The sequence below is a fragment of the Haloarcula onubensis genome, from assembly GCF_031624605.1.
Classification (GTDB): Archaea; Halobacteriota; Halobacteria; order Halobacteriales; family Haloarculaceae; genus Haloarcula; species Haloarcula onubensis.
The window spans coordinates 872,399-894,582 of record NZ_JAMQOS010000001.1 but is presented as its reverse complement, the minus strand read 5'-3'; the positions used below and the strand labels follow the sequence as shown (position 1 = coordinate 894,582).

The following is a 22,184-nucleotide window of genomic DNA, read 5'->3' as shown; positions in this document are numbered from 1 at the left end:
CGGCTATCGGATTTTGAAACTGTTTACAACGTGCATAGTGTTACCAGCCCGTACATACTTGTCCGTCCTCGGTGAACTACGACGAGATGGGTGCCACACCGAGCTGGTACGACGCAGAAGCGGGCTACGACGACGAGGTAATCGAGATGGATACGCTCGGTGAGCTGTTCGCGTCGACGGCGGCGCGAAACGCCGGCCGCGACGCCCAGCGGTACAAGGGCGGCGTCTACGACCGGTCGCTGACCGGCGGGATACTGCCGGCGCCGCCCGCCGGCGAGTACGGCGGGCTCAGCTACGAGCGGATGCACGAACTGGTGAAGTGTCTCGCCGCCGGCTTCCGCGAACTCGGCGTGACCGGGGACACCCGCGTGGGTCTCTTCGCGTCGACGCGGATGGAGTGGGCGCTGACCGACTTCGCCGTGCTGTCGGCCGGCGGCGTCGTGACGACGGTGTACACCGATTCGTCCGAGCGGCAGGTGCAGTACCTCTTCGACGACCCGGACGCCGAGGTCGCCGTCGTGGGCACCGAAGCCCAGCTAGAGCGCGTGCTGGCGGTGGAGGACGCCCTCGACGTAGCGGCCGTCGTCACGATGGACGACTGCGCGCCGGACCGCGACGACGTGCTGACGCTCGCGGACGTCTACGAGCGGGGCGCGGCGGCGTTCGAGGCGAGCGCCTACGAGTCGTGGCTCGCCGAGCGGTCGGTCGACGACCTCGCGAGCATCATCTACACCTCCGGCACCACCGGCCAGCCGAAGGGCGTTGAGCTGACACACCGGAACTTCCGTTCGAACGTCAACCAGACCAGACGACGGCTGGCCCCCCGCCCGGACAAGGACCCCGACATCCCGACGGTGGCGGCCGGCAAACGCTCTATCGCCTTCCTCCCGCTGGCTCACGTCTTCGAGCGACTTGCGGGCCACTTCTTCATGTTCGCCTCGGGCGTGACCGTCTGCTACGCGGAGAGTCCGGACACGCTCGCCGACGACCTGCTGGCCGTGCGCCCGCACATGGGCGCCAGCGTCCCCCGCGTCTACGAGCGCATCTTCCGCCGGATGCGAGAGCAGGCCGGCGACTCCCCCGTCAAAGAGCGCCTCTTCGAGTGGGCGCTTGGCGTCGCCCGGCGGCACGCCCGCACCGACGACCCCGGCGCCGGCTTGCGGCTCCAGCACGGGCTGGCCGACCGCCTCGTCTACAGCACGGTCAGGGACGGGCTTGGCGGCGAGGTGGAGTTCATGGTCAGCGGCGGCGGGAGCCTCTCGAAGGAGCTCTGTGAGACGTTCATCGGGATGGGCGTCGACATCGTCGAGGGGTACGGCCTCACCGAGACCGCGCCGGTCATCTCCATCAACCCGCCGGAGGACCTCCGGCCGGGGACGCTGGGCTACCCGGTCACCGAACTGGACGTCCACATCGACGAACACGTCGTCGACGACGCGGAGTTCGACGACGCCAGCGGTCGGCTAGGTGAGCTACTCGTCGACGGGCCCAACGTCACCGACGGCTACTGGGCGAACCCGGGCGAGACGACCCGCGGGTTCACCGAACTGGACGGCCGGCGCTGGTTCCGGACCGGCGACGTCGTCGAGCAGACAGAGGACGGCTTCCTGGTGTACCACGACCGAATCAAGCAGTTACTGGTGCTCTCGACGGGCAAGAACGTCGCGCCCCAGCCAATCGAGGACCTGTTCGCCACGGTCGACCTAGTCGACCAGATAATGGTCGTCGGCGACGACCGGAAGTTCGTGGGCGCGCTCGTCGTCCCGGACTTCGAGGAAGTCGAGCGACTGGCGGCCCGCGAGGGAATCGACCTGCCCGCCGACCCGGCGGCGAAGTGCGAGCACGAGGCCGTGCGCCGCTGGATACGGGACGCCGTCGACGAGGCCAACGCCGAACTGGAACGCACCGAGCGAATCAAGGAGTTCGAACTGGTCCCCGAGGAGTGGACGACGCGCAACGACCTGCTGACCCCGTCGATGAAGAAGAAGCGCCGCAACATCCACCGGAAGTTCGAGGACGCGGTCGACGCGATCTACGCCGAGCAGTAGTATTCTATCTGATAACTGGCCCACTGCGTTGAAGTAGCTACTCGACCAGTCTTACACAATGCCCGACGGCACACCCCGGGTCACTACCGACGGGGGCCGGTCCTGTGACACGAACCGACCGGACCCGCTGTTCGACGCGCTCCCCGACCCGGCGGTGCTCGCCGACCTCGGCGCCGACGACCCGACCGTCTGTCGTATCAACGACGCGTTCGCGCGGACGTTCGGCTACGACGCCGAGGCGGTGGTCGGCGACCCGGTCCGCGACCTGCTGGCGTCACCGCCCGCGGACGCGCTCGCCGCCCTCCGGAGCCCGGCGGCCGACGCCTGCGAGGTGCGACGCGAGACGGCCGCCGGGCGAGCCCGCGACTACCTGTTCCGGTGTGTCCCGGCCGACGCGGCGGACCGCGTGTACGCGGTGTACACCGACATCACCGAGCGAGCGGCCCACGCGGCGACCCTGACGGCGCTGCACGAGACGGCCCGCGAGCTGATGGCCGCCCAGTCGGCCGAGGAGGTTGTCGACATCGGCGTCCACACCGCCAGGGACGTCCTGGGCTACGAGATGACGGCCATCCACCGCTACGACGAGGCGACCGCGTCGCTGGTCCCAGCGGTGACGACCGGCCGCACGACCGCGATACTGGGCGATGTCCCGGCGCTCTCGGCCGATAGCATCGCGTGGCGGGCGTTCGAGACCGGAGAGGCGGTCGTCTGTGACGACGTCCGGGACCACCCCGACGTGTTCAACGACGCCACCCCGGTCCGCTCGGAGATGCTGTTCCCGCTCGGGGACCACGGCGTGTTGCTGGTCTTCGCCACCGAGCCGTCGGCCTTCGACGAGACGGACCGGTCGCTTGGACAGTTGCTCGCCGCGAACATCGAGTCGGCGCTCCAGCAGGCCGACCGGGAGGCGACGCTCCGGGAGCGCGAGCGGGCGCTGGAACGCCAGAACGAGCGCTTAGAGGAGTTCGCCTCCATCGTCTCGCACGACCTGCGGACGCCGCTCGACCTCGCGGGCGCTCACCTCGAACTGGCCGCCGAGGACGGCGACACCGGGGACCACCTCGACGACGTCGCGGCGGCCCACAGCCGGATGTCGGCCCTCATCGACGACGTGCTCACCTGGGCCCGCGAGGGCGACGCCGTCGAGGCGACCGAACCGGTCTCCCTGCCCTCGCTGCTCTCGGAGTGCTGGGCGGACCGCCAGCCGGACGGGGCGACGCTCGAAGTCGAGACCGAGCGCACGGTACCGGCCGACCGCAGTCGGCTCCGCCGGCTGTTCGACAACCTGCTCGACAACGCGGTCACCTACGCCGGACCGGAGGCGACGGTTCGCGTCGGGGACTGCGACGGCGGCGTCTACGTCGCCGACGACGGCCCGGGCATCCCGCCCGAGGAGCGAGACGCGGTCTTCGAGTTCGGTCACGCGCTCGCCGCCGAGAGCACCGGCTTCGGACTCGCCATCGTCGGCCAGATAGTCGAGGCCCACGGCTGGTCGATACGCCTCACCGAGAGCGCCGAGGGCGGCGCGCGCTTCGAGATACGGTTCTGAGACCGGTCGTGTCCGGCGCGGGCACGCGACCGCCGCACTGAAACGGCTCGCGCGGGTAGGGCGGCCATGCCCGAGGACTACGCCGACGAGCTCCGACAGTCTCGTGCCGAGAAAGACGACTTCTTCGCCCAGCATCCCCAGTCACCGATTCCCCCCGGGGAGCGCGAGCGCTTCGACGGGCTGGCGTACTTCGACCCCGACCCGACCTATCGCGTGGACGCGACGGTGACCCGCCACGGCGAGCCCGACCCCGTCGAGATGGAGACGACCGACGGCCGCGTCGTCCGGTATCTCCACGTCGTCACGTTCGCGTTCGATATCGACGGCGAGCCCTGCGAACTCCAGGGCTACCGGCAGGCCGGAGACGACCCCGGACAGCTGTTCGTCCCGTTCAGGGACAAGACCACGGGCCAGCAGACGTACGACAAGGGCCGGTACATGGAGCTGGAACACGAGGGCGAACTGTCCGACGGCGACACGGTGACGCTGGACTTCAACCTCGCGTACGCCCCCTTCTGTGCCTACAGCGACACCTTCTCCTGCCCGCTCCCGCCGGAGGCCAACTGGCTCGACGTGGTCGTCGCGGCCGGCGAGCGGACGGCGTGACCGACGGAGAGGGAACGGCTTTTGGGGCCGTCGTTGCTACTGGCGGGTATGTCAACCGTTCCACGCGAGCGGCCCCGCCTCCAGTCGGCCATCGCGCTGGTCGCCGCGCTGAGTCTCGGGGCCGGCGGACTCGCCCTCGGGTTCGCGTTGCTCGTGCTGACGGTGCTGGGTATCGGGCTCGTCACGGGAACGCAGCTCTCCGGCTTCGCCTTCCTCGTGTTGAGTCTCGTCTTCGTGCAGGGCATCGGCTGTGGCGGCGTCGCCCTGAGTTACTACAAACTCAGGCCGGTCATCGCGCCCCGCGTCCGGTCGGCGCTGAACATCAGCGGTGACGGCTCGGCGTTCGGGATTCCCCTCTCGGTACCGAGCCTGCGCCAGGCGGGTATCGTCGTCGCGGGCTACGCCGCGGCCATCGTCTGGGTGATGGTCTCGGGCATCGCGCTGACCATCGTCCAGAACCTCCGGGACCAGCCGATACAGACCGGGAACAACGCCGCCGCGGAGCTCGGACGGACGAATCCGGAACTACTCCTGCTGCTGATTCCGGCCTCGATTCTCCTCATCGGCCCGGGCGAGGAACTCCTCTTTCGCGGCGTCGTCCAGGGGCGGCTTCGGGAGCGGTTCAGCCGCGTGCCCGGCATCGCCATCGCCAGCCTGTTTTTCGCGGCGCTGCACATCGTCGCGCTCGTCGGCGGCTCGATGCTGGGGAACCTCGTCGTCGTCAGCATCCTCTTTGGCACCGCGACGGTCTTCGGCGTCGCCTACGAGTACGCCGAGAACATCGTCGTGCCGTCGCTGATACACGGCCTCTACAACGCGACGCTGTTTACGCTGCTGTACGTCAGCCTGAAGTTCGGCGATGCGATGGGGTCGCAGGCGCTGCTTGCGCTCCCGTAGCTACGCCCGGGCCGCCTCGATGTGGGCGGTCGCCTCCTCGGGGGTCATCCCGCGGACCCCGCAGGCACACGAGAGTAACTCCGGGTCCCGAAGCTCGTCGACCTGCTCCCGGTCGGTCCGCGTCAGCGACTCCTGCTCGGCGTCGTACTCGAAGTAGACGCGGTAGCTGACCTGGGCGACGCCCTCGATACGGTGGTCAGCGCTCGGGTCGGGGTCGTGGATAGCGTCGTCGTGTTCGGCCTGCATCGTCTCTTTCCACGCCGCGAGGTTCGATTCGGGGTCGGTGTCGTCGGTCATGTGGAGGGGGTCGGGACAGACGGCGAAAAAAGCGCTGCCTCCACGCTGGCGGCCACAATCAGGCCCCGGGCGGGCAACGTCCGCAGTGTGAGCCGTTCCACCGACAGCGGACCGATCGACCGGCGGGAGAAGAATGCTGTCGGCGGGACGACAGTACTTATTAGCACGTCGGCCGACCCCGGTACCGTGACACACACGATAGCTCGTTACACGGTGCGGCGCCGACCGGAGGCGTGGCGATGACCCAGTTACTCGACGGCAAGACCGCGGTCGTCACGGGGGCCGCGAGCGGCCTCGGTCGGGCCATCTCGCTGACCTTCGCCGAGCACGGCGCGGACGTCGTCGTCGCCGACATCCGCGAAGAGCCAAAGGAGGGCGGCGAACCGACTCACGAACGTATCGAAGCCGGGACCGGCCAGCGCGCCGAGTACGTCGAGTGTGACGTGACCGACCCGGACGACCACGCGGTGGCCGCCGCCGCGGCCGCTGAACTCGGCGGGCTGGACGTCTGGGTGAACAACGCCGGCGTCATCTCCCACATCGACTTCCTGGATATCACCGAAGACGACTTCGACCGGGTGATGGACATCGACGTGAAAGGCGTCTTCTTCGGCGCGCAGGCCGCCGCGAGACAGTTCCTCGAAAGCGACAGCGACGGGACCATCATCAACATGTCGAGTCTGGCCGCCGTTCGAACGGGCGGGGACATGCCCCTCTACGGCCCGGCGAAGGCCGGCGTCCAGCAACTGACCTACTCGCTGGCCGACCGCTTTGGCGGCGACGGCATCCGCGTCAACTGCATCAACCCCGGCTGGACCGAGACGCAGATGCTCGCCGAGTCACCGATGGGCGAGGGCGAGGCGGGCCAGCGGTTCCAGGAGATGCTGCTGGGGGCGATACCGCAGGGCCGCTTCGGCAAGCCCGAGGAAGTCGCGAACGTCGCGCTGTTCCTCGCCAGCGACCTCGCCTCCTACGTCAACGGCGAGCGTATCGTCGTCGACGGCGGGTTCGCGAACACCTGAGCGGCCCGCGCCGGCCGGTGGTTTATCCCTCTGTGGCCACTTTTCAAACCACTGACTCGTATGACGTACACAGCGACAGTCGTCGACAGGTATCCGCTCACGCCCCGGGTGTCCGGGTTCCGTCTGCGCGTGCCGGGTCATACCTTCGAGCACCGGCCCGGCCAACACACCACGGTCCGGTTCGACTCGGGCGACGAGCGGGTCGTGCGGCCGTACACTCCCACGAACCTCCCCGGGACGGACGAACTCACCTTCGCCATCAGGCGCTACGACGGTGGGCTGGCCTCCTCGTACATGCACACCACGCGACCCGGCGACGAGGTGACCATCGGCGAACTGGAGGGGAACCTCGGCATAGACGATTTCGGCCGCGACGTGGCCTTCCTCGCGACGGGGACGGGCATCACGCCGATGCTCGCGATGCTCCGACAGTACCTCCGGGAGGGGAGCGGCGACGCGACGCTGCTGTTTGGCGAGCACGACGAGGACTCGCTCATCCACCGCGGGACGCTGAACGAACTCGCCGCGACGTACCCCGCCCTCGACGTCGAGTTCACGCTCTCGGACCCCAACTGGGAGTGGACCGGACGAGCGGGGTACGTCCAGACGCACCTCGACGCGCTGTTCGAGGACTTCGAGGGGACGGACTTCTACGTCTGTGGCGTGCCGGGGATGGTCGTCGACACCACCGACCGACTCGCGGAACTCGGCGCCCCTGACGAGCGCGTCCACAGCGAGGGCTGGGAACAGGACGCCGTCGGCGAGGAGTGACCACTAGCGACGGAGGACACACCATGCAAAGCACGAACCCGTACACGACCGACGTACTGGACAGCTACGAGACGCCGACCGACGACGAGGTCGAGGCGGCAGTAGAGCGAGCCGTAGACCGCTTCCCGGCGTGGGCCGACCGGCCGGTGCAGGACCGCTGTCGGATACTCGACCGGGCGGGCGACCTGCTGGAAGACCGGGTCGACGAGTACGCCTCGCTGCTGACCCGCGAGATGGGCAAACCCATCGAGCAGGCCCGCGCCGAGGTCGAGAAGTGCGCGTGGCTCTGTGCGTACTACGCCGAGCGTGCGCCGGAACAGCTCGCCGACGAGGTCGTCGGCACCGAAGCGGACGCGCGGACGCTGGTGAGCTACGAGCCAATCGGCCCGGTGCTCGCGGTCATGCCGTGGAACTTCCCGTTCTGGCAGGTGTTTCGCTTCGCCGTCCCGAACCTCGCGGCGGGCAACGTCGGCCTGCTGAAACACGCCTCCAACGTCCCCGGCTGTGCGCGAGCTATCGAGGACGTCCTGCACGAGGCGGGCGTTCCCGAGGGCGCGTTCCAGTCGCTGCTCGTCGGTTCGGACACCGTGGGCGGCCTCGTCGAGGACGACCGGATTCGCGGGGTGACGCTCACCGGGAGCGAGGGCGCCGGGCGCGCCGTCGCCGAACAGGCCGGGAGCGAACTGAAGAAGAGCGTCCTCGAACTCGGCGGGTCGGACCCCTTCGTCGTCCTCGACGACGCGCCGGTCGAGGCCACGGCGGAGAAGGCCGTCACCGCCCGCACCCAGAACAACGGCCAGTCCTGTATCGCCGCGAAGCGGTTCGTCGTCCACACCGACGTCTACGACGAGTTCGTCGGGGCCTTCGAGGCGAAACTGGACGCCCTGACCGTCGGCGACCCGCGCGAGGAGTCGGTCGACGTGGGGCCGCTGGCGCGACCGGACCTCGTCGACGACCTTCACGAACAGGTCGAAGAGACGGTCGAGGCCGGCGCGACGCTGGCGCTGGGCGGGGAGCCCCCGGACCGCGAGGGTGCGTTCTACCCGCCGACGCTGTTGACCGACGTGCCACGCGACGCGCCCGCCGCGACCGAGGAGACGTTCGGCCCCGCGGCGGCCGTCTTCGAGGTCGAGAGCGAGGCCGAGGCGCTCGAACTCGCGAACGACACGAGCTTCGGGCTGGGTGCGAGCGTCTGGACGGCCGACGTAGAGCGGGGCGAGCGCGTCGCTCGCGAGTTCGAGGCCGGGCTGTGTTTCGTCAACGAGTACGTCAAGTCTGACCCGCGACTGCCCTTCGGCGGCGTGAAAGAGTCGGGCTACGGCCGCGAACTCGCCCGCCAGGGCATCCGGGAGTTCGTCAACCGCAAGACGGTGTGGGTCCAGCACGGGCTGGGCGAGGAACGTGAATGAGTGGGTGTCGCCCGGAACACTAACGTCCGGCATCATCCTCGGCGGTGTGCCACGTCAGCCGGCAAACCCTCGTGCCGGGCGGGCGGCCGTCAGGCCGCCAGGTGCCAAGGCGGTGGTAACCGCCGGGCGAGCGACGCGGTACGCGCGTCAGGCGAGCGGCTCGCGGCCGCCAGTCGGGCAGGTAACGCCTGCCACTCTGTGTGTCCCGCGCCCGGGTTCTCCGGACTGTCATCGTCCCGATGGACGGGCCTCGGCCGGGGATTAGAGGCGCGCACTAGCTCTAAAGACCGCCCGTATCTAAGCGTGGCGCTCGCGACCTGCCGGCTCAGATGGCGTAGTCCGCCTCGCGGAGCTGGACGTAGCGGCCGTCGCGGTAGCCGAACTTGCCCCACTTGTACTGAACGACCAGTTTCAGCCCCTCCAGGCCGCCCCGCAGCGCCGCGTCGGCCTTGATACCGCGGGCGTCCATCAGGTCCTTCGCGGTCCGGAACGCGCGGTCCCAGTCCCGGGGCCGCCAGTCCCGGACCATGTCCGCGAACGTGACGTTCCGGAGAATCTCGTCGCCGATGGCGGCGTGCCACTCGCGGTTGTACCGTTCCAGCGACTCCTCGGCGGCGAGTCGGCCGGCTATCTTCCCGGTGCGGACGGCGACGTGGTCGCCGCCCTCGTGGAACGCCGACGTGGCGCCCATCGCGCCGCCGGTGACGGCGATGCCCGCGCTTGCGGGCGACTCGATGGGGCGGGTCGAGGAGATTGGGTAGGTCTCGGTCCCCTTCGACTTCCCGCGGTCCTCGACGATGGGGAAGTCGGCGAGGTCGTAGCCGGGGAACTGGCGTTCGAGCAGGCGCTCTATGTACTGGGTCCCGCGGGGGATGCCGTCGTCGTCGGGACGGAGCAGCGCCCACTCGTCTTTCTCGAAGTCGTCGATGTCCAGCCCGATGGGCATCGTCAGGCCGATGCGGGCGACGTGGTCGTCGTTCGGGAAAATCCACGGGTAGGCGGTGTGGCCGGGCATCATCCCCCACCAGAACTCGATGAAGTCGGGGTCGAACAGCTCCGCTGGCATCCGGCGGTGTTCCTGGTAGGCGATGTGGTTGACCTCGTTCGAGGGCATGATTTCGCCCATCGTCCGGTCCAGCAGGAACTGGTCCAGCGTCGGACCGGTGACGGTCCGCTGCGGGCCGTCGGCGAGGACGACGTAGTCGGTCCGGATGTCCTCACCACCGGCGAGTTCGAGGGTGTGTCGGGGCGAGGCGGCGAGTTCGGTGTCGACGCCCGTCACCGAGACGCCGACGCGGTAGTCGGCGCCCGCGTCCTCGGCGCGCTCGCGGAGCCAGTCGTCGAATCTCGCGCGGTGGAACGTGAAGCCGAAGCCGTCGTAGCTGGCGTCGATGCCGGTCTCGGTCAGCGACAGTTCCGAACTGGGACCGTAGAACTTCGCCCCGTCGAGTTCGCTGAGGACGATGTCCTCGGGTATCTCGTCGGGCGCGTACTCCATGATGTCGAGCCAGTAGTCGAGCAACCCGGCGGCGTCCGTCGAATCCGGGCCCGGGCCGTCACGGTCGGCCCGGGGTACCCCCTTCTCCAGAACGACCGTGTCAGCGCCGCGGGCGGCGGCCGCCTCGGCGGCCGACGACCCCGCCGGCCCACCGCCGACGATGGCCACGTCTACGTCTTCCATACGCGCTACGGTGCCCCCCGGCGGCTAAAACCTATTGTCTCGGTCGCGTTAGGGCGACTCCCGTAGCGAGGGGTCGCTCGACGGCGGTCGCCGGTCTCGGCCCGAGCGGTCGACGGCCGATGCGACGTCACGCCCGACGCGCTCGAGCGCGGCGTCCGCGTCCTCGAGGGTCTCGACCGCTCGCTGGTAGGTCGGGTCACCGAGAAGTTGCTCGCGCGGGACCGAGACCTCGACGATTCGCCGACGGGTCTCAAGCGCCGCGAGCCGTCGGTGTCGCGTCGGACGCCCGGCGACGGCCGCGGCCCGTTCGATTCGCGACAGCACCGTCTCTCGGTCCACCGGTTTCTGCAGGTAGTCGTCGACCGGAACGTCGAGCAGGTCCGCGCCCGGTCGCACACCGCTTATCATCACCACTCCGGGGGCGGCGTCCCTCCGGTCGAGTTCGCGCGCGACGGCGACGCCGTCCTTTCGGGGCATCTCCCGGTCAAGCACGACCACGTCGACCGTCTCGTCGAGCGCCGCGAGCGCCTCGACCCCGTCGGCCGCCGTCAGCACGTCACCGGACGACGCCAGCCAGCAGCGGTACAGCGAGCGCATGTCGCTGTCGTCGTCGGCGACCAGCACCGTCCCGGCGGTACGTGTCATACTAGCCGTGCCGAGTGTGAAGGACATATACTCCCCCGACCGTTTGGACCGTTCACGACCGTTCAATCGGTCGAGTCGAGCCGTGAGAGCGGAAACGGGCGGCGCGAGAGGGGCAGGGTCGCCACCGTTTTTGCGCCGCCGGGCGACGCCACTGGTATGCCCGACATCGTCGTCCGCCGCCACAGCGTCCACGGGATGCCCACCGAGGAGTACGCGTCGGCCCTGCGCGAGCGCCTCCCCGACCGCGAGGTCGCAGTCGCGCGGACGCCGGCCAGCGAACGGGACCTCGTCACCGACGCGGCCGTCCTCACGGGGAGCGCTATCGACGAGAGCCTACTGGAGCGGGCCGAGTCGCTGCGCCTGTTCGCCAGCACCTACGCCGGCTACGACCACCTGCCACTCGACGCGCTGGCCGACCGCGGCGTCGCGCTGACGACCGCTTCCGGCGTCCACGGCCCGAACATCGCCGAGTACGTCGTCGGCGCGTGGCTCTCGCTGGCCCGGGGCTTCCTCCGGGCGCGCCGCCAGCAGCGCGAGGGGGTCTGGCAGGCGTTCCAGGCCGACGATTTCGCCGGCAGTCGGGTCTGTGTCGTCGGTCTGGGTGCCATCGGCGAGGCCATCGTCGACAGGCTCGACGGCTTCGACGTCGAGACGGTCGCCGTCCGCCACTCCCCGGAGAAAGGGGCAGCCACGGACGAGGTGTACGGCTACGACGAGGCCCACGAGGCGATGGCCGACGCCCGGTACGTCGCGCTGGCCTGCCCGCTGACCGACGAGACGCGCGGGCTGGTCGACCGGGCGCTCCTGCGGACCATGCATCCGGACTGCGTCCTGGTGAACGTCGCCCGCGGCCCCGTGGCCGACACCGACGCGCTGGTCGAGGCCTTCCAGCGCAACCACCTCGGCGGCGCCGTGCTGGACGTGACCGACCCCGAACCGCTCCCCGGCGACCACCCGCTGTGGGACTTCGAGAACGTCCTCCTCACGCCCCACAACGCCGGCCACACGCCGGCGTACTACGAGCGACTGGCCGACATCGTCGCCGAGAACGTCCGGCGGGCCGAGTCGACGGGGTCGTGGGACGGACTGGAGAATCAGGTCGGCCTGTAGTGGAGCGGCCCCGTGCCGACTCCGCCGCCGTCACGACGGCCGCGTCTGGCGGTACGCGTCGCGGCTCTCGTAGTACCAGTAGCCGGCGAAGACGGCCAGGACCGCCGCCCACGCGACCGTCCCGAGGGACTGCCCGGCGACCTCGACCCGGGCGAAGGCGTTGCCAAGCGTCACCGCGAGGACGCCGAAGACGACGAGTCCGACGAACCGCCAGCGGGCGTCGACCGGCACGGAGTCGCCGTCGCCCCGGAGCGCGAGGTAGGCGTGTGCCCCGGCGAAGACGAGGACGTAGAAGGTGACGACGAGCAGCCCGGAGGCAATCGGGTTCGCGAGCCCGAACCCGAGCCAGAGGGTCGCGAGCGCCATCGCGAGCGCGACGGCGGCGAGTTGCGTCTTGGTTTCACGGAGGGCCATACCAGTTTGTTCACCGCCCCGACCGATAAGAAGAGGGGGTCGCCGACCTACAGATAGCCGCGCTGGTTCAGCAACTCGCCGTTGAGGATGCTCGCCCCGGCGGCGCCACGCATCGTGTTGTGGGCGAGGCAGTTGAACTGCACGCCGTCGGTCGTCTCGCGGAACCCGCCGACGCCGACGCCCATGCCGCCCTCGGTGTTCCGGTCGAGGCGGGGCTGGGGCCGGTCCGGCTCCTCGAAGACTTTGATAAGCTGGTCGGGCGAGGAGTGGAGGTCGATACCGGTGACGGCGGCCATCGCGTCCGCGGCGCCCTCGGCGGTCACGTCCTCGGCCGTGTCGGCCCAGACGTTCTCCAGGTGGCCGTCGAGCGTCGGGATGCGGTTACAGGAGGCGGCGACGTCCATCTCGTGCATCTGCACCTCGGCGCCGTCGAAGCTCCCGAGCAGCTTCCGGGACTCGGTCTCCATCTTCTGCTCCTCGCCGCCGATGTGTGGGATGGCGTTGTCGATAATCTGCATCGAGGAGACGCCGGAGTAGCCCGCGCCCGACACCGCCTGCAGCGTCGAGACGCGCACGTCGGTCACGTCGAAGGCCTGGTCCAGCGCCTTCAGCGCGGGGACCATCGTGATGGTCGAGCAGTTGGGGTTCTTCAGCAGGGCGCCGTCCCAGCCGCGTTCGTCGCGCTGGACCTCGATGAGGTCGACGTGGTCGGCGTTGACCTCGGGGATGGTGAGGGGGACGTCCTCGTCCATCCGACCGTTCGAGGAGTTCGAGGAGACGACGTAGCCCGCCTCGCAGAACTCGGGTTCGACGTCGGCGCCGATGCCGGAGGGGAGCGAGGAGAAGATGAGTTCCACGTCGTCGGGGACGGCCTCGGGCGCCGTCGCGCCGACCTCGATTTCGGCGACATCGTCCGGGATGGGCGCGTCGACGCGCCACTTCGCGGCCTCTCGGTACGTCTTGCCGGCGCTCGATTCGCTCGCCGTCAGCGCGGCGATTTCGAACTCCGGGTGCGGGTCGAGTAGCTGGATGAGTCGCTGTCCGACTGCCCCTGTGGCGCCGAGGACGCCTACGCGTACAGACATAGACTTGCGTCTGCTTGCGGTACTCAAAACCGTTTGGGTATTGTCTCGGAGTGACACACGCCGAGCGGCCGCCGGGACACAGCGCCCGCGGGTCGGCGCCGCCCGGTCAGTAGTCGATACTCCCCGACGCGTTGTTCGTGATGGTGTTGTTCGACTCGGTGAGCGTCGAGTCGCCGTCGACGTCCACCCCGTAACCGGCGCTCTCTCGGACGGTGCTGTGCTGCAGGGAGAGACGCGACCCCTCGATGACGACGACGTTCGCGGGCTCCTGGGCCCACGTGAAGCGGTCGCCGCCGCCGTACTCGACGACGCAGTAGTGGAGCCGGTTCTCCGTGCGGTTGGACTGGTAGAACTGCAGGCCCTGCCAGTAGCCCCGAGTCCGCTGCTCGCCCGTGAACGTAATCGTGTCGACCGACTCGTCGGCGTTCATCCCGACGGCCGTCAGCTGACCCGGGCCGACGTCGTCCATCGTCATCGCGGCGTCCTGGCCGAACTCGACGGTCGTCCCCGGCTCGATTGTGAGGTGGCCCTGCACGGTCACGTCGGCGCCGCTGACGACGTAGTAGGGCACGTCGATGCCGTCCCAGGTGAGTTCCGTGTCGGCACCGATGGTGCCGTCGTAGACGGTCACCCGGTCCTCGTCGTTGCCGCTGTAGGTACTGGTATCGCTGAGGGAGCCGGCGCTACTCGGGTGCGTGTGGACCGCGCCGTCGTCGTTGCGCGTGACGGTGTTGGTCGTGAAGCTGTCGATGGTCGACCCGCCGTCGACCTCGACGCCGTAGCCCTCGGACTCGCGGATGGTCGAGCCGTCGATGCGGACCCGCGACCCCTCGATGACCACGACGTTGGCCGGGACGCCGGCCCACGTGAAGCGGTCGCCGCCGCCGTACTCGACGACGCAGTTCCGTAGCTGGTTCTCGGTCCGGTCGGACTCGTAGAACTGCATCCCCTGCCAGTAGCCACGCGTCTGCTGTTCGCCAGTAAAGGTGATAGGCATCGACGCCTCGGTGTCGGGGTCGATGCCCACCGCGGTCAGTCGGCCCGGACCGACGTCGTCCATCAGCAGCGCGCAGTCCTGGCCGAACTCGATTGTCGCGCCCGGCGCGACCGTGAGGTGGCCCTGCACCGTCACGTCGTCGCCCGAGGCGACGCGGTAGGGCACGTCCAGCGCGTCCCAGGTCGGCTCGGCGTCGCGCTGGATGGTGCCGTCGGTCACAAGCACCACGTCCTCGTCGTTGCCGGCGTAGCTACCGGTGTCGGAGAAGGCGTCGGCCGTCCGGGCGTGGGCGAGGGCCGCGCCGTCGGCGTTGGCCGTCAGGACGTTCTGGGTGAAGGCGTCGACGGTGACGTTGCTGTCGAGTACCACCCCGTAGCCGGCGCTCTCGCGGACCATGCTGTTGGTCATGGACATCCGGGCGCCGTCGGTCACGACCACGTTGCCGGCCGCGCTGGCCCACGTGAAGCGGTCGCCGCCGCCGTACTCGACGATACAGTACGACAGTTCGCTGAGCTCCTGGTCGGCCTCGATGAGCTGGATACCCTCCCAGTAGCCCCGCGTCTCCTGCTCGCCGGTGAAGGCGATGGGCGACCCACAGGAGCCCACCGCCGAGAGCGCGCTGTCCTCCCGTATCTGCAGCGACGTGTTCTGTGCGAACACGACGCGCGTGCCCGGTTCGACCGTCAGCGTGGCACCGTTCTCTACCTCGACGGTGTCGGTGACCAGGTACTCGTCGCAGTCGCCGCCCCACGTGGCGTCCTCGGTGAGCGTCCCGCTCACACTGACCGGACTGTCACAGGTCGACGCGCTGGCCGGTCGCAGACACGGGTCCAGACCCGCCGTCTGTCCGCTCGCGCCGCCAGATTCGGTCGGCGTCCCGTCGCCGCCCGCCGGTGTCCCCGTCCCCGCTGGCGTCCCGGCCGGCGTCGAATCGCCGTCGTCGGACGACTCCGAACAGCCGGCGAGTCCGGCAGCGACCGCCCCCGAGCCGACCATCGCCAGATAGCGTCGCCGCGTCGATAGCCCAGTTCTTTTACGGTTAGTCATGTGATATTCTCGACACCCTATCCGCTAGCATACCATATAAATTAGTCTAGATTTAGCAGAGGAATACCTTCGCCCGGGATTGGCCGCCCTACAGACCCGTTAGGAACTGTTGCGGTGTGACCGGAATCGTGAAATGTACGACGGGATATGTCAGGCCGCGGCTTCGGTGTCCTCGAAGACCCACTGGACGACGCGGGCCTCGACCACGTCGCGTTCGTCGACGTAGGGGTCCTCGCGGTTTTCGAGTACGCGCTCGGCGTCGGCGCGCATCTCGGCCTCCAGTTCGGAGTGGTCCGGCTCGTCCCGGACGTCGTTGAGCAGCGCCTCGAAGTCCTCCCGCAGGTCGAAGGAGGCGCGGGCGACGTTACAGCGCGAGAGCGGGCTCATGCCCGTTTCGATGACAAGCTCCCGGACCACCTCCCAGTCGGACTCACAGAAGTAAATCGAGACTTCGCCGACGATGTCCCGCCAGGCGATGGCCGCGGCGTGTCGCAACAGCGGGACGGCTCGGGGCGGCAGGTCCAGCCGGCTGCTGGTCTCGGGGTTCCCACAGAGGCAACACGCCTTCTCCGTCTTGCCGGTGTACATGGTCGTGGGTAGGACTCGACGGCCTTGGATACGTCGCTCGGGACTGACAAGGTTTTAATCGCCGGCCCCGGGAGTCGGGGTATGAACACGGCCGACCGAGTCGACCTCGTCAGCAGCCACACACAGGAGGTCGTCACCGAGGAGGAGCTCGCGGAACTGTTCGAGGCCGGCGAGCCGACGGCGTACATCGGCTACGCGCCCACCGGGGAGATGCACATCGGGCACTTCACGACGATGCGCAAGCTCGCGGACTTCCTGCGGGCGGGCGTCGAGGTCACCGTCCTCATCGCGGACCTCCACGCCCACCTCGACGACAACAAGAGCCCCTTCGACCTGCTCGACGCCCGCTCGGCGTACTACGAGGCCGCGATAGAGGCGATGATAGACGCCGCCGGCGCGGACCCCGACGACGTGACGTTCGTCCGCGGCACCGACTTCCAGTTAGACGAGGAGTACACGCTGGAGATGTACCGCATGGCCGCCGAGACGACCATCGCGCGCAGCCAGCGGGCGGCCAGCGAGGTGGTCCGCGAGTCCGAGAGCCCCAACCTCGGCGGGCTCGTCTACCCGCTGATGCAGACGCTCGACGTGAAAGCCTTAGACGCCGATATCGCCTACGGCGGCGTCGACCAGCGCGGCATCTACATGCTCTCCCGCGAGGTGCTGCCCGACCACGGCGGCGACTCCCCGGTCTGTGTGTTCGCGCCGCTGCTCTCTGGCCTGTCGGGCGGGAAGATGAGCGCCTCCGACGCGGCCTCGAAGGTGAACCTGACCGACTCGCCCGAGGCGGTCGAGGAGAAGATCGGGCAGGCGTACTGCCCGGCCGGCGAGGTCGAGGACAACGGCGTCCTCGAATATCTGAACCACCTGGTCTTCCCCGTCCTCGACGTCGACGACGAGCCCTTCGTGGTCGAGCGCCCCGAGGAGTACGGCGGCGACCTCACGTACCAGAGCTACGACGAGGTAGAAGCGGACTTCGTCAGCGGTGAACTCCATCCGGCGGACCTCAAGCCCGCCGTCGCCGACGCCATCTCGGCGGTCATCGACCCCGTCCGAACCCGGCTCAACGACGAGCCCGAACTGCTGGCCGAGGCCTACCCCGACGAGTACGGCGGGGCGTGAAAATCGACGGCGAGCTACGACTCGTCCCGGACCGTACTACCGATGACCAGCGCCGCCGCGATGATGACCAGGTTCTTGATGATGTACTGGCCCTCGACGGTCAGCGCGTACGGGAACGTCACGTAGACGACGTCGGGGAGGAGGACGAGCGGGAGGAATGTACCGGGGAGCTGGAGCGCAAGCAGTAACAGCCCGAGACGGGTCAGCGGCCGATAGAGCAGGCAAAGGCCGATGAGCACTTCCCAGACGCCCAGCACGGGGACGAACAGGTCGGCCGGGACGACGTACACCGTCGCCGCGACGAGGTCGGCGGCCGGAGAGACGCCCAGCACCTTCAGCCCGCCGAACCAGACGAAGACGATGCCGAGTGCCGCCCGCAGCGCTGGGATACTCCAGCGGTCCATCAGCGAGGTGAGGGTCGCGTCGACCGCGTCGAACCGCTCGCGATACGTCAGCCGTGGCTGCTGTGTCTCTGTGTCTTGAGCCGTCATCGGACACCGAAACGTAGGGTCTGTGCGGGCTAAAGCCCTTTTAGCGCCGATTTATCGTGTACGTAGGCGGGCTGAAAGCCAAGCGACAACCCGAAGTCGCGCGCCCCGTTCGTGGGGATATGGGAACACCGCTGGCCAGTCGCGAGGCGCAGGCGACCGAGGTCGTCGATAGACTCCACGAGGAGTACCCCGACTCGACAATCTCGCTGAACTATTCGAACCGACTCGAACTCCTGATTGCGGTCGTCCTCTCGGCGCAGTGTACCGACGAGCGGGTCAACGAGGTCACCGCCGACCTGTTCGAGAGATACGAGACGCCCGAGGAGTACGCGAACGCGACCGAGGAGCAACTGGCCGAGGACATCTACGGCATCACGTTCCACAACAACAAGGGCGGCTACCTGCAGGGTATCGGCGAGCAAATCGTCGCGGAGCACGACGGCGAGGTGCCCGACACGATGTCTGCACTGACCGACCTCCCCGGTGTGGGTCGCAAGACCGCAAACGTCGTGCTCCAGCACGGTCACGACATCGTGGAGGGTATCGTCGTCGACACGCACGTCCAGCGGCTCTCGCGACGGCTCGGCTTGACCGAGCAAGAGCGCCCCGAAGCAATCGAGCAGGACCTGCTCGACGTCGTCCCCGAGAGCGAGTGGCAGCAGTTCACCCACCTGCTCATCGACCACGGGCGGGCGGTGTGTGGGGCCCGGTCGGCCGAGTGTGGCGAGTGCGTGCTGGCCGATATCTGTCCCTCGGAGCAAGGCGACAGCGACGTCGACCTGGCGACGGGCGAGCCCTGGTAACCCCGCTTGGCTACCGCTCTCCCGGGCTACTGGTCGCGCATCCGGACCGTCAACACCGGCTGGTCGGCCGTTCGAATCACTTTCTCGGTGACGCTGCCGAGCAGGTAGCGGTCGAGACCCGTGCGGCCGTGGGTCCCCATCACGATGAGGTCCACGCCGTGCTCGTCGGCGTAGTCGAGGATGGCCCTGTAGGGGGTGCCCGGGACGACGGCCGTCTCGACGGCCACGTCGTCGATTCCGGCGGCGGCGTCCTCGACGACGTGTCTGCCGTGTTCGCTCACGGCACCGTGTTCGTCGTGGGGCCTGCTGGTCATCCCGGTCTTGCTGGCCTCCTTTCGCTCCCGCGCTAACTCCTCGCCGCCGACCATCTCCGAGCGCCTGACGCCATCGTGTTCCTTCTCGACCATGCCCGACGGACCGAAGTCGTCTTTCGCGACGAACAGGACGTGCAGGGTCGCGTCGTACTGGCGGGCGATGTCGACCGCGTGGGCCAGCGCCGCGTCGGCCCCGTCGCTTCCGTCGGTCGGAAAGAGTACGTTCTGGTACATGATACGACAGCTACTACGCCGCCAACTATTGTCAATCTAGCTGATAGTTCGGGGTGCCAATCAGACCACGTAGCGCAGGACGTAGCGGGCCGCGCCGACGACGTAGGCGAGCATCCAGAAGATGACGTAGCCGAAGACGCCGATGCGAAGCCGGGAGCGCCAGTGGTCCATCTGTTCGCCGCCGATCTCGTCCATGAGCACGTCCTGGTCGTAGTCGTTGTAGAGGTCGTGGCGGCGTTTCGCCCGGAAGATACGGACGATTCCGGTCCCGCCGAACAGCAACAGGGCGTAGGCCTGCAGGCCCAGATAGGCGTGGACGGCGGAGAGCCCGCCGAGCTGGTCCGGCAGCCGGGGGGCCATCCAGAACAGCATCGGAACCGTCGTCAGCACCAGCCCCGTGCCGACGAACTTCAGATGGTGGACGAGCACGCCCCACGTGACCGGCTCCGTCTCGATGATGTAGTACGCGCCGTACAGAAAGCAGGGGAAGCTACAGCTCACCGACACGAACACGACGGAGGCTATCAGCGCGTCCGACACCATGGCCGGCGTTAGGACAGGACCCGCTAAAACGTGCCGGATACGCTCACCCAGTCGCCGCGACCGGGACTGTCGACGTCTCGGTAGCCACCGTGAACGACCCATCACACAGACCTGTCGTGTCCAGTTTTCCCCACATTGTTTACTAGACAATTACTATTATGACGTAATAACAGTTCAAATATAGACTTATATTCTTGATAGCGATACGTACGGCCAGACAATGATTGGATCGGCAAGCCGTCGGCAGGGCAGAAAGACCGGGCTGAATCCCCCGACGAACAGCAGCGACTACTACTACGGCGAGCGTGCGACCTGTGATATCTGCGAGGTCGAACAGCAGTGTTTCGACCGCTTCGGGATGGTGACCTGTCAGGCGTGTCAGAGCGAGTTTCTGCCCGCCGGCGGCGGCGTCCTCTACTTCGGCTAGGCGGTCGTCGACGGCGCGTGCGGGCACGCAGTGAGTGGCAATCGTCACGCTAACGGGTCTGCCCGACGTAGCACCCCCGATGAGCGATTCCTCGGACGAGCAGGCGCGAGCGGGACAGGACACCGAGCGTCCCACGGAAGCAGATTCCGAGGACGTCGAGGCGCTCCGCAAGCAGGTCGAGGAGAAGTACGACTTCGACGACTTCGGCCCGGCGGACATGGCCGAGATGACCGCCGAGGAGTGGGACGTGGCCTTCGACGAGGAGTCGTGGATAACGGGCGCAGAACTGCTGGACCGCGTCGAGCGCGACCTCCGGAGCCGGGTGGCCACGCGGGACGTGTTCGCGCGCGTCGAGCGCAACCGGAACCCGCCCCGCGTACTCGCGTACTCCGACGAGGGGTACGCCATCGTCTATCCCGACGGCTCGGTGGAGGGTGAGGGGACCGTCCTCCGCGACGTGAAGCCGACGGTCGCGCTGTGCTCGATGGACAGCTACGAGGTGCCCGAGTCGGTGCCCGACAACCCGCTGCCCGAACCCGACGCCGTCCCGGAGGGCGGGGGCGAACTCGGCAACCGGATGCTGCAGGTCATCGCCGGCGTCCAGTTGCTCGCGGGCGTGGCGATGCTCGCTGGCGCGGTGTTCGCGCTGCTCGACGTGTTCGGCCTGGGCGGTCCCGGCGCCAACATCGAGTTCCTCGTGGTCGGCGGGCTCGCCTTCGTCGGCGTCTCGCTGGTGCTGTTTTTCACCGTCGCGAACGCGCGCCTCTCCGATAAGTTCCGGGCCGAGGAGTACCGCGACCGGTTGCGGGCCGTCGGGCTCGAAGACGGGGAGCGACCCGAGTTCGTCCCCGAGCTAACCCCCGAGAACGACCGTGCCGACGGGGAGCGCGAGGACACCGACGAAGTCGGTGCGTAACGGTCCCTGCGGGTGGTATCCGGTGGGTTTATACAAACACAGTCCTGAAATCCGGACGAACATGAACAGGCGGGAATTCGTCCGGACAGCCGGGGGTGCCACGGCCGGCGTGGCGGCCCTCAACGCTGCCGGCCCGGCCGCTGCCCAGGAGGAGGGAACAGCCTCGGGCGGCGGCGAAGGCGGTGGCGGCGACACGGCCCCGGATTACGGCGGCTTTCTAGACCCGGTCGGGAACTTCGGCGGTCCCGGGAGCACCGTCGACGCGACGGGACAGGACACGGTGACAGTCGAGGTCGGCGTGCAGGCCAACGGCGGCGCCTACGGGTTCGGCCCGCCGGCGGTCCACGTCGACAACGGCGCGACCGTCCAGTGGGAGTGGACCGGCAACGGCGGCGGCCACAACGTCCACTCGGCCGATGAGGGCCCGCTGGACTCGGGCAGTGCCACGTCGAGCGCCGGTGTCAACTACGAGCACACGTTCGAGTCAGACGGCATCTACAACTACGTCTGTGTCCCCCACGAGGGGCTCGGCATGAAAGGCTCCGTCGTCGTCGGGAGCGACTACCCCACCCAGTCGCTGGGCGGCGGCGGACCGGTGGAGGTCGACCCCCACGAGGCCGGTGTCCCCATCCAGCCCCACTACGTCGGTTTCGGAGCCGGACTCGCGGTCATCATCCCGCTCATCTTCACCTTCTTCCAGTTGAAGTACGGTGAGTCGCCCCACACCAGCGGAGGGAACAACTGATGGCGTCGGAAGGCTCTACCTACGGCGATATCCACCGCTACGAGCCGCCGCGCGAGAGCACGGCCGCGGCGGTCGGTATCGTCCTCCTGACTATCATCCAGGTCGGCCTCGTCGGCCTCTTCACGTACGGGATGCTTGCCGGCTGGGCCTCGGGTATCGGGACGACCCTCACCGTGAGCCTCATCGAGGCGAACATGTTCCTCGGCGGCGTGCTGACGGCCATCTTCATCGACCTGGCCTTTATCATGCTGCTGTACCGCAAGGAGTTCCTCCCCGACGTGATGATAGTGAAGAAGCGCCGTCGCAAGTGGGAGGACCTCTACATCCGACAGGAGGACGTCGACGGCACGTCGATGGCCGACCAGGGCCAGCTCGTTGAGACTGTCAAGCGCGCGGTGTACCCCTACTACAAGAAATAAA

24 protein-coding genes are annotated in these 22,184 nt (G+C 68.3%); 14 read left to right on the top strand and 10 right to left on the bottom strand.

Translation table 11 applies throughout. From position 1 onward, the window contains the following. Window positions 1–86 precede the first annotated feature (86 nt). The 4 genes from NDI86_RS04630 to NDI86_RS04615 all read left to right on the top strand — a co-directional run bounded on the left by NDI86_RS04630 (window position 87) and on the right by NDI86_RS04615 (window position 5,103). The gene (locus NDI86_RS04630) at window positions 87–2,048 is read left to right on the top strand and encodes an AMP-dependent synthetase/ligase (protein WP_310899229.1); all 1,962 of its coding nucleotides are present in this window, start codon (window positions 87–89) and stop codon (window positions 2,046–2,048) included. 58 nt (window positions 2,049–2,106) lie between these two features. After that, a complete protein-coding gene (locus NDI86_RS04625; RefSeq protein ID WP_310899228.1) occupies window positions 2,107–3,600 on the top strand; it encodes an ATP-binding protein in 1,494 nt (497 codons plus the stop codon). A 66-nt stretch (window positions 3,601–3,666) separates the two neighbouring features. Continuing rightward, window positions 3,667–4,206, top strand: a complete 540-nt coding sequence (locus NDI86_RS04620; RefSeq protein ID WP_310899227.1) for a DUF1684 domain-containing protein — start codon at window positions 3,667–3,669, stop codon at window positions 4,204–4,206. 48 nt (window positions 4,207–4,254) lie between these two features. Further along, window positions 4,255–5,103 carry a CPBP family intramembrane glutamic endopeptidase gene (locus tag NDI86_RS04615; RefSeq protein ID WP_310899226.1) on the top strand — a complete coding sequence of 283 codons (849 nt, stop codon included), beginning with the start codon at window positions 4,255–4,257 and terminating at the stop codon, window positions 5,101–5,103. Here NDI86_RS04615 and NDI86_RS04610 read toward each other — a convergent pair whose 3' ends face one another. Further along, window positions 5,104–5,400 carry a hypothetical protein gene (locus NDI86_RS04610; protein ID WP_310899225.1) on the bottom strand — a complete coding sequence of 99 codons (297 nt, stop codon included), beginning with the start codon at window positions 5,398–5,400 and terminating at the stop codon, window positions 5,104–5,106. It abuts the gene before it with no gap. 239 nt (window positions 5,401–5,639) lie between these two features. Between NDI86_RS04610 and NDI86_RS04605 the strand changes: the two genes are divergently transcribed. Genes NDI86_RS04605 through NDI86_RS04595 form a run of 3 tightly spaced genes read left to right on the top strand, consistent with a single transcriptional unit; the run spans window position 5,640 to window position 8,602 of the window. Next, entirely contained in the window at window positions 5,640–6,422 is a 783-nt protein-coding gene (locus tag NDI86_RS04605) for an SDR family NAD(P)-dependent oxidoreductase (RefSeq protein ID WP_310899224.1), read from the top strand. Between the two features lie 60 nt (window positions 6,423–6,482). Then, window positions 6,483–7,193, top strand: coding sequence for a ferredoxin--NADP reductase (locus tag NDI86_RS04600; RefSeq protein WP_310899223.1), 711 nt, complete (start codon window positions 6,483–6,485; stop codon window positions 7,191–7,193). Then, on the top strand, window positions 7,190–8,602 hold the full coding sequence (locus NDI86_RS04595; RefSeq protein WP_310899222.1) for an NAD-dependent succinate-semialdehyde dehydrogenase: 1,413 nt from the start codon (window positions 7,190–7,192) through the stop codon (window positions 8,600–8,602). The genes NDI86_RS04600 and NDI86_RS04595 overlap by 4 nt, the downstream gene beginning before the upstream one ends. Before the next feature lie 325 nt (window positions 8,603–8,927). Here NDI86_RS04595 and NDI86_RS04590 read toward each other — a convergent pair whose 3' ends face one another. Together NDI86_RS04590 and NDI86_RS04585 are read right to left on the bottom strand one after the other, a co-directional pair. Continuing rightward, window positions 8,928–10,283: an NAD(P)/FAD-dependent oxidoreductase gene (locus NDI86_RS04590; RefSeq protein WP_310899221.1), complete on the bottom strand. Its 1,356-nt coding sequence runs from the start codon at window positions 10,281–10,283 to the stop codon at window positions 8,928–8,930. 48 nt (window positions 10,284–10,331) lie between these two features. Beyond that, a complete protein-coding gene (locus tag NDI86_RS04585; RefSeq protein ID WP_310899220.1) occupies window positions 10,332–10,928 on the bottom strand; it encodes a response regulator transcription factor in 597 nt (198 codons plus the stop codon). A 156-nt stretch (window positions 10,929–11,084) separates the two neighbouring features. On the opposite strand from NDI86_RS04585, the gene NDI86_RS04580 reads away from it, so the two are divergent. Continuing rightward, a complete protein-coding gene (locus NDI86_RS04580; protein WP_310899219.1) occupies window positions 11,085–12,038 on the top strand; it encodes a D-2-hydroxyacid dehydrogenase in 954 nt (317 codons plus the stop codon). Window positions 12,039–12,068: 30 nt separating this feature from the next. On the opposite strand, the gene NDI86_RS04575 is transcribed toward NDI86_RS04580, so the two are convergent. The 4 genes from NDI86_RS04575 to NDI86_RS04560 form a co-directional block, all read right to left on the bottom strand. Next, on the bottom strand, window positions 12,069–12,452 hold the full coding sequence (locus tag NDI86_RS04575) for a hypothetical protein (RefSeq protein WP_310899218.1): 384 nt from the start codon (window positions 12,450–12,452) through the stop codon (window positions 12,069–12,071). A gap of 47 nt (window positions 12,453–12,499) precedes the next feature. Next, entirely contained in the window at window positions 12,500–13,537 is a 1,038-nt protein-coding gene (gene asd / locus NDI86_RS04570) for an aspartate-semialdehyde dehydrogenase (protein ID WP_310899217.1), read from the bottom strand. A 106-nt stretch (window positions 13,538–13,643) separates the two neighbouring features. Further along, a complete protein-coding gene (locus NDI86_RS04565) occupies window positions 13,644–15,581 on the bottom strand; it encodes a right-handed parallel beta-helix repeat-containing protein (RefSeq protein WP_310899216.1) in 1,938 nt (645 codons plus the stop codon). A gap of 150 nt (window positions 15,582–15,731) precedes the next feature. After that, window positions 15,732–16,169 carry a DUF7960 family protein gene (locus tag NDI86_RS04560; RefSeq protein WP_310899215.1) on the bottom strand — a complete coding sequence of 146 codons (438 nt, stop codon included), beginning with the start codon at window positions 16,167–16,169 and terminating at the stop codon, window positions 15,732–15,734. 81 nt (window positions 16,170–16,250) lie between these two features. Here NDI86_RS04560 and NDI86_RS04555 point away from each other — a divergent pair, with 81 nt between their 5' ends. Then, window positions 16,251–17,291 carry a tyrosine--tRNA ligase gene (locus NDI86_RS04555; protein WP_310899214.1) on the top strand — a complete coding sequence of 347 codons (1,041 nt, stop codon included), beginning with the start codon at window positions 16,251–16,253 and terminating at the stop codon, window positions 17,289–17,291. Window positions 17,292–17,305: 14 nt separating this feature from the next. Here NDI86_RS04555 and NDI86_RS04550 read toward each other — a convergent pair whose 3' ends face one another. Further along, entirely contained in the window at window positions 17,306–17,782 is a 477-nt protein-coding gene (locus NDI86_RS04550; protein WP_310899213.1) for a hypothetical protein, read from the bottom strand. Window positions 17,783–17,901: 119 nt separating this feature from the next. Between NDI86_RS04550 and nth the strand changes: the two genes are divergently transcribed. Then, window positions 17,902–18,585: an endonuclease III gene (gene nth / locus NDI86_RS04545; protein ID WP_310899212.1), complete on the top strand. Its 684-nt coding sequence runs from the start codon at window positions 17,902–17,904 to the stop codon at window positions 18,583–18,585. 26 nt (window positions 18,586–18,611) lie between these two features. On the opposite strand, the gene NDI86_RS04540 is transcribed toward nth, so the two are convergent. Together NDI86_RS04540 and NDI86_RS04535 are read right to left on the bottom strand one after the other, a co-directional pair. Further along, window positions 18,612–19,133: a universal stress protein gene (locus NDI86_RS04540; RefSeq protein ID WP_310899211.1), complete on the bottom strand. Its 522-nt coding sequence runs from the start codon at window positions 19,131–19,133 to the stop codon at window positions 18,612–18,614. Between the two features lie 60 nt (window positions 19,134–19,193). Beyond that, a complete protein-coding gene (locus tag NDI86_RS04535; RefSeq protein ID WP_310899210.1) occupies window positions 19,194–19,676 on the bottom strand; it encodes a DUF7321 family protein in 483 nt (160 codons plus the stop codon). 220 nt (window positions 19,677–19,896) lie between these two features. Between NDI86_RS04535 and NDI86_RS04530 the strand changes: the two genes are divergently transcribed. The 4 genes from NDI86_RS04530 (at window position 19,897) to NDI86_RS04515 (ending at window position 22,183) form a co-directional block, all read left to right on the top strand. Continuing rightward, complete coding sequence (locus NDI86_RS04530; RefSeq protein WP_310899209.1) at window positions 19,897–20,103, top strand: hypothetical protein; 207 nt, start codon at window positions 19,897–19,899, stop codon at window positions 20,101–20,103. Between the two features lie 79 nt (window positions 20,104–20,182). Further along, on the top strand, window positions 20,183–21,019 hold the full coding sequence (locus tag NDI86_RS04525; RefSeq protein WP_310899208.1) for a DUF7319 domain-containing protein: 837 nt from the start codon (window positions 20,183–20,185) through the stop codon (window positions 21,017–21,019). 61 nt (window positions 21,020–21,080) lie between these two features. After that, the gene (locus tag NDI86_RS04520; RefSeq protein ID WP_310899207.1) at window positions 21,081–21,764 is read left to right on the top strand and encodes a halocyanin domain-containing protein; all 684 of its coding nucleotides are present in this window, start codon (window positions 21,081–21,083) and stop codon (window positions 21,762–21,764) included. After that, window positions 21,764–22,183 carry a DUF7318 family protein gene (locus NDI86_RS04515; RefSeq protein ID WP_310899206.1) on the top strand — a complete coding sequence of 140 codons (420 nt, stop codon included), beginning with the start codon at window positions 21,764–21,766 and terminating at the stop codon, window positions 22,181–22,183. The genes NDI86_RS04520 and NDI86_RS04515 overlap by 1 nt, the downstream gene beginning before the upstream one ends. The last annotated feature ends 1 nt before the right edge of the window (window position 22,184 follow it).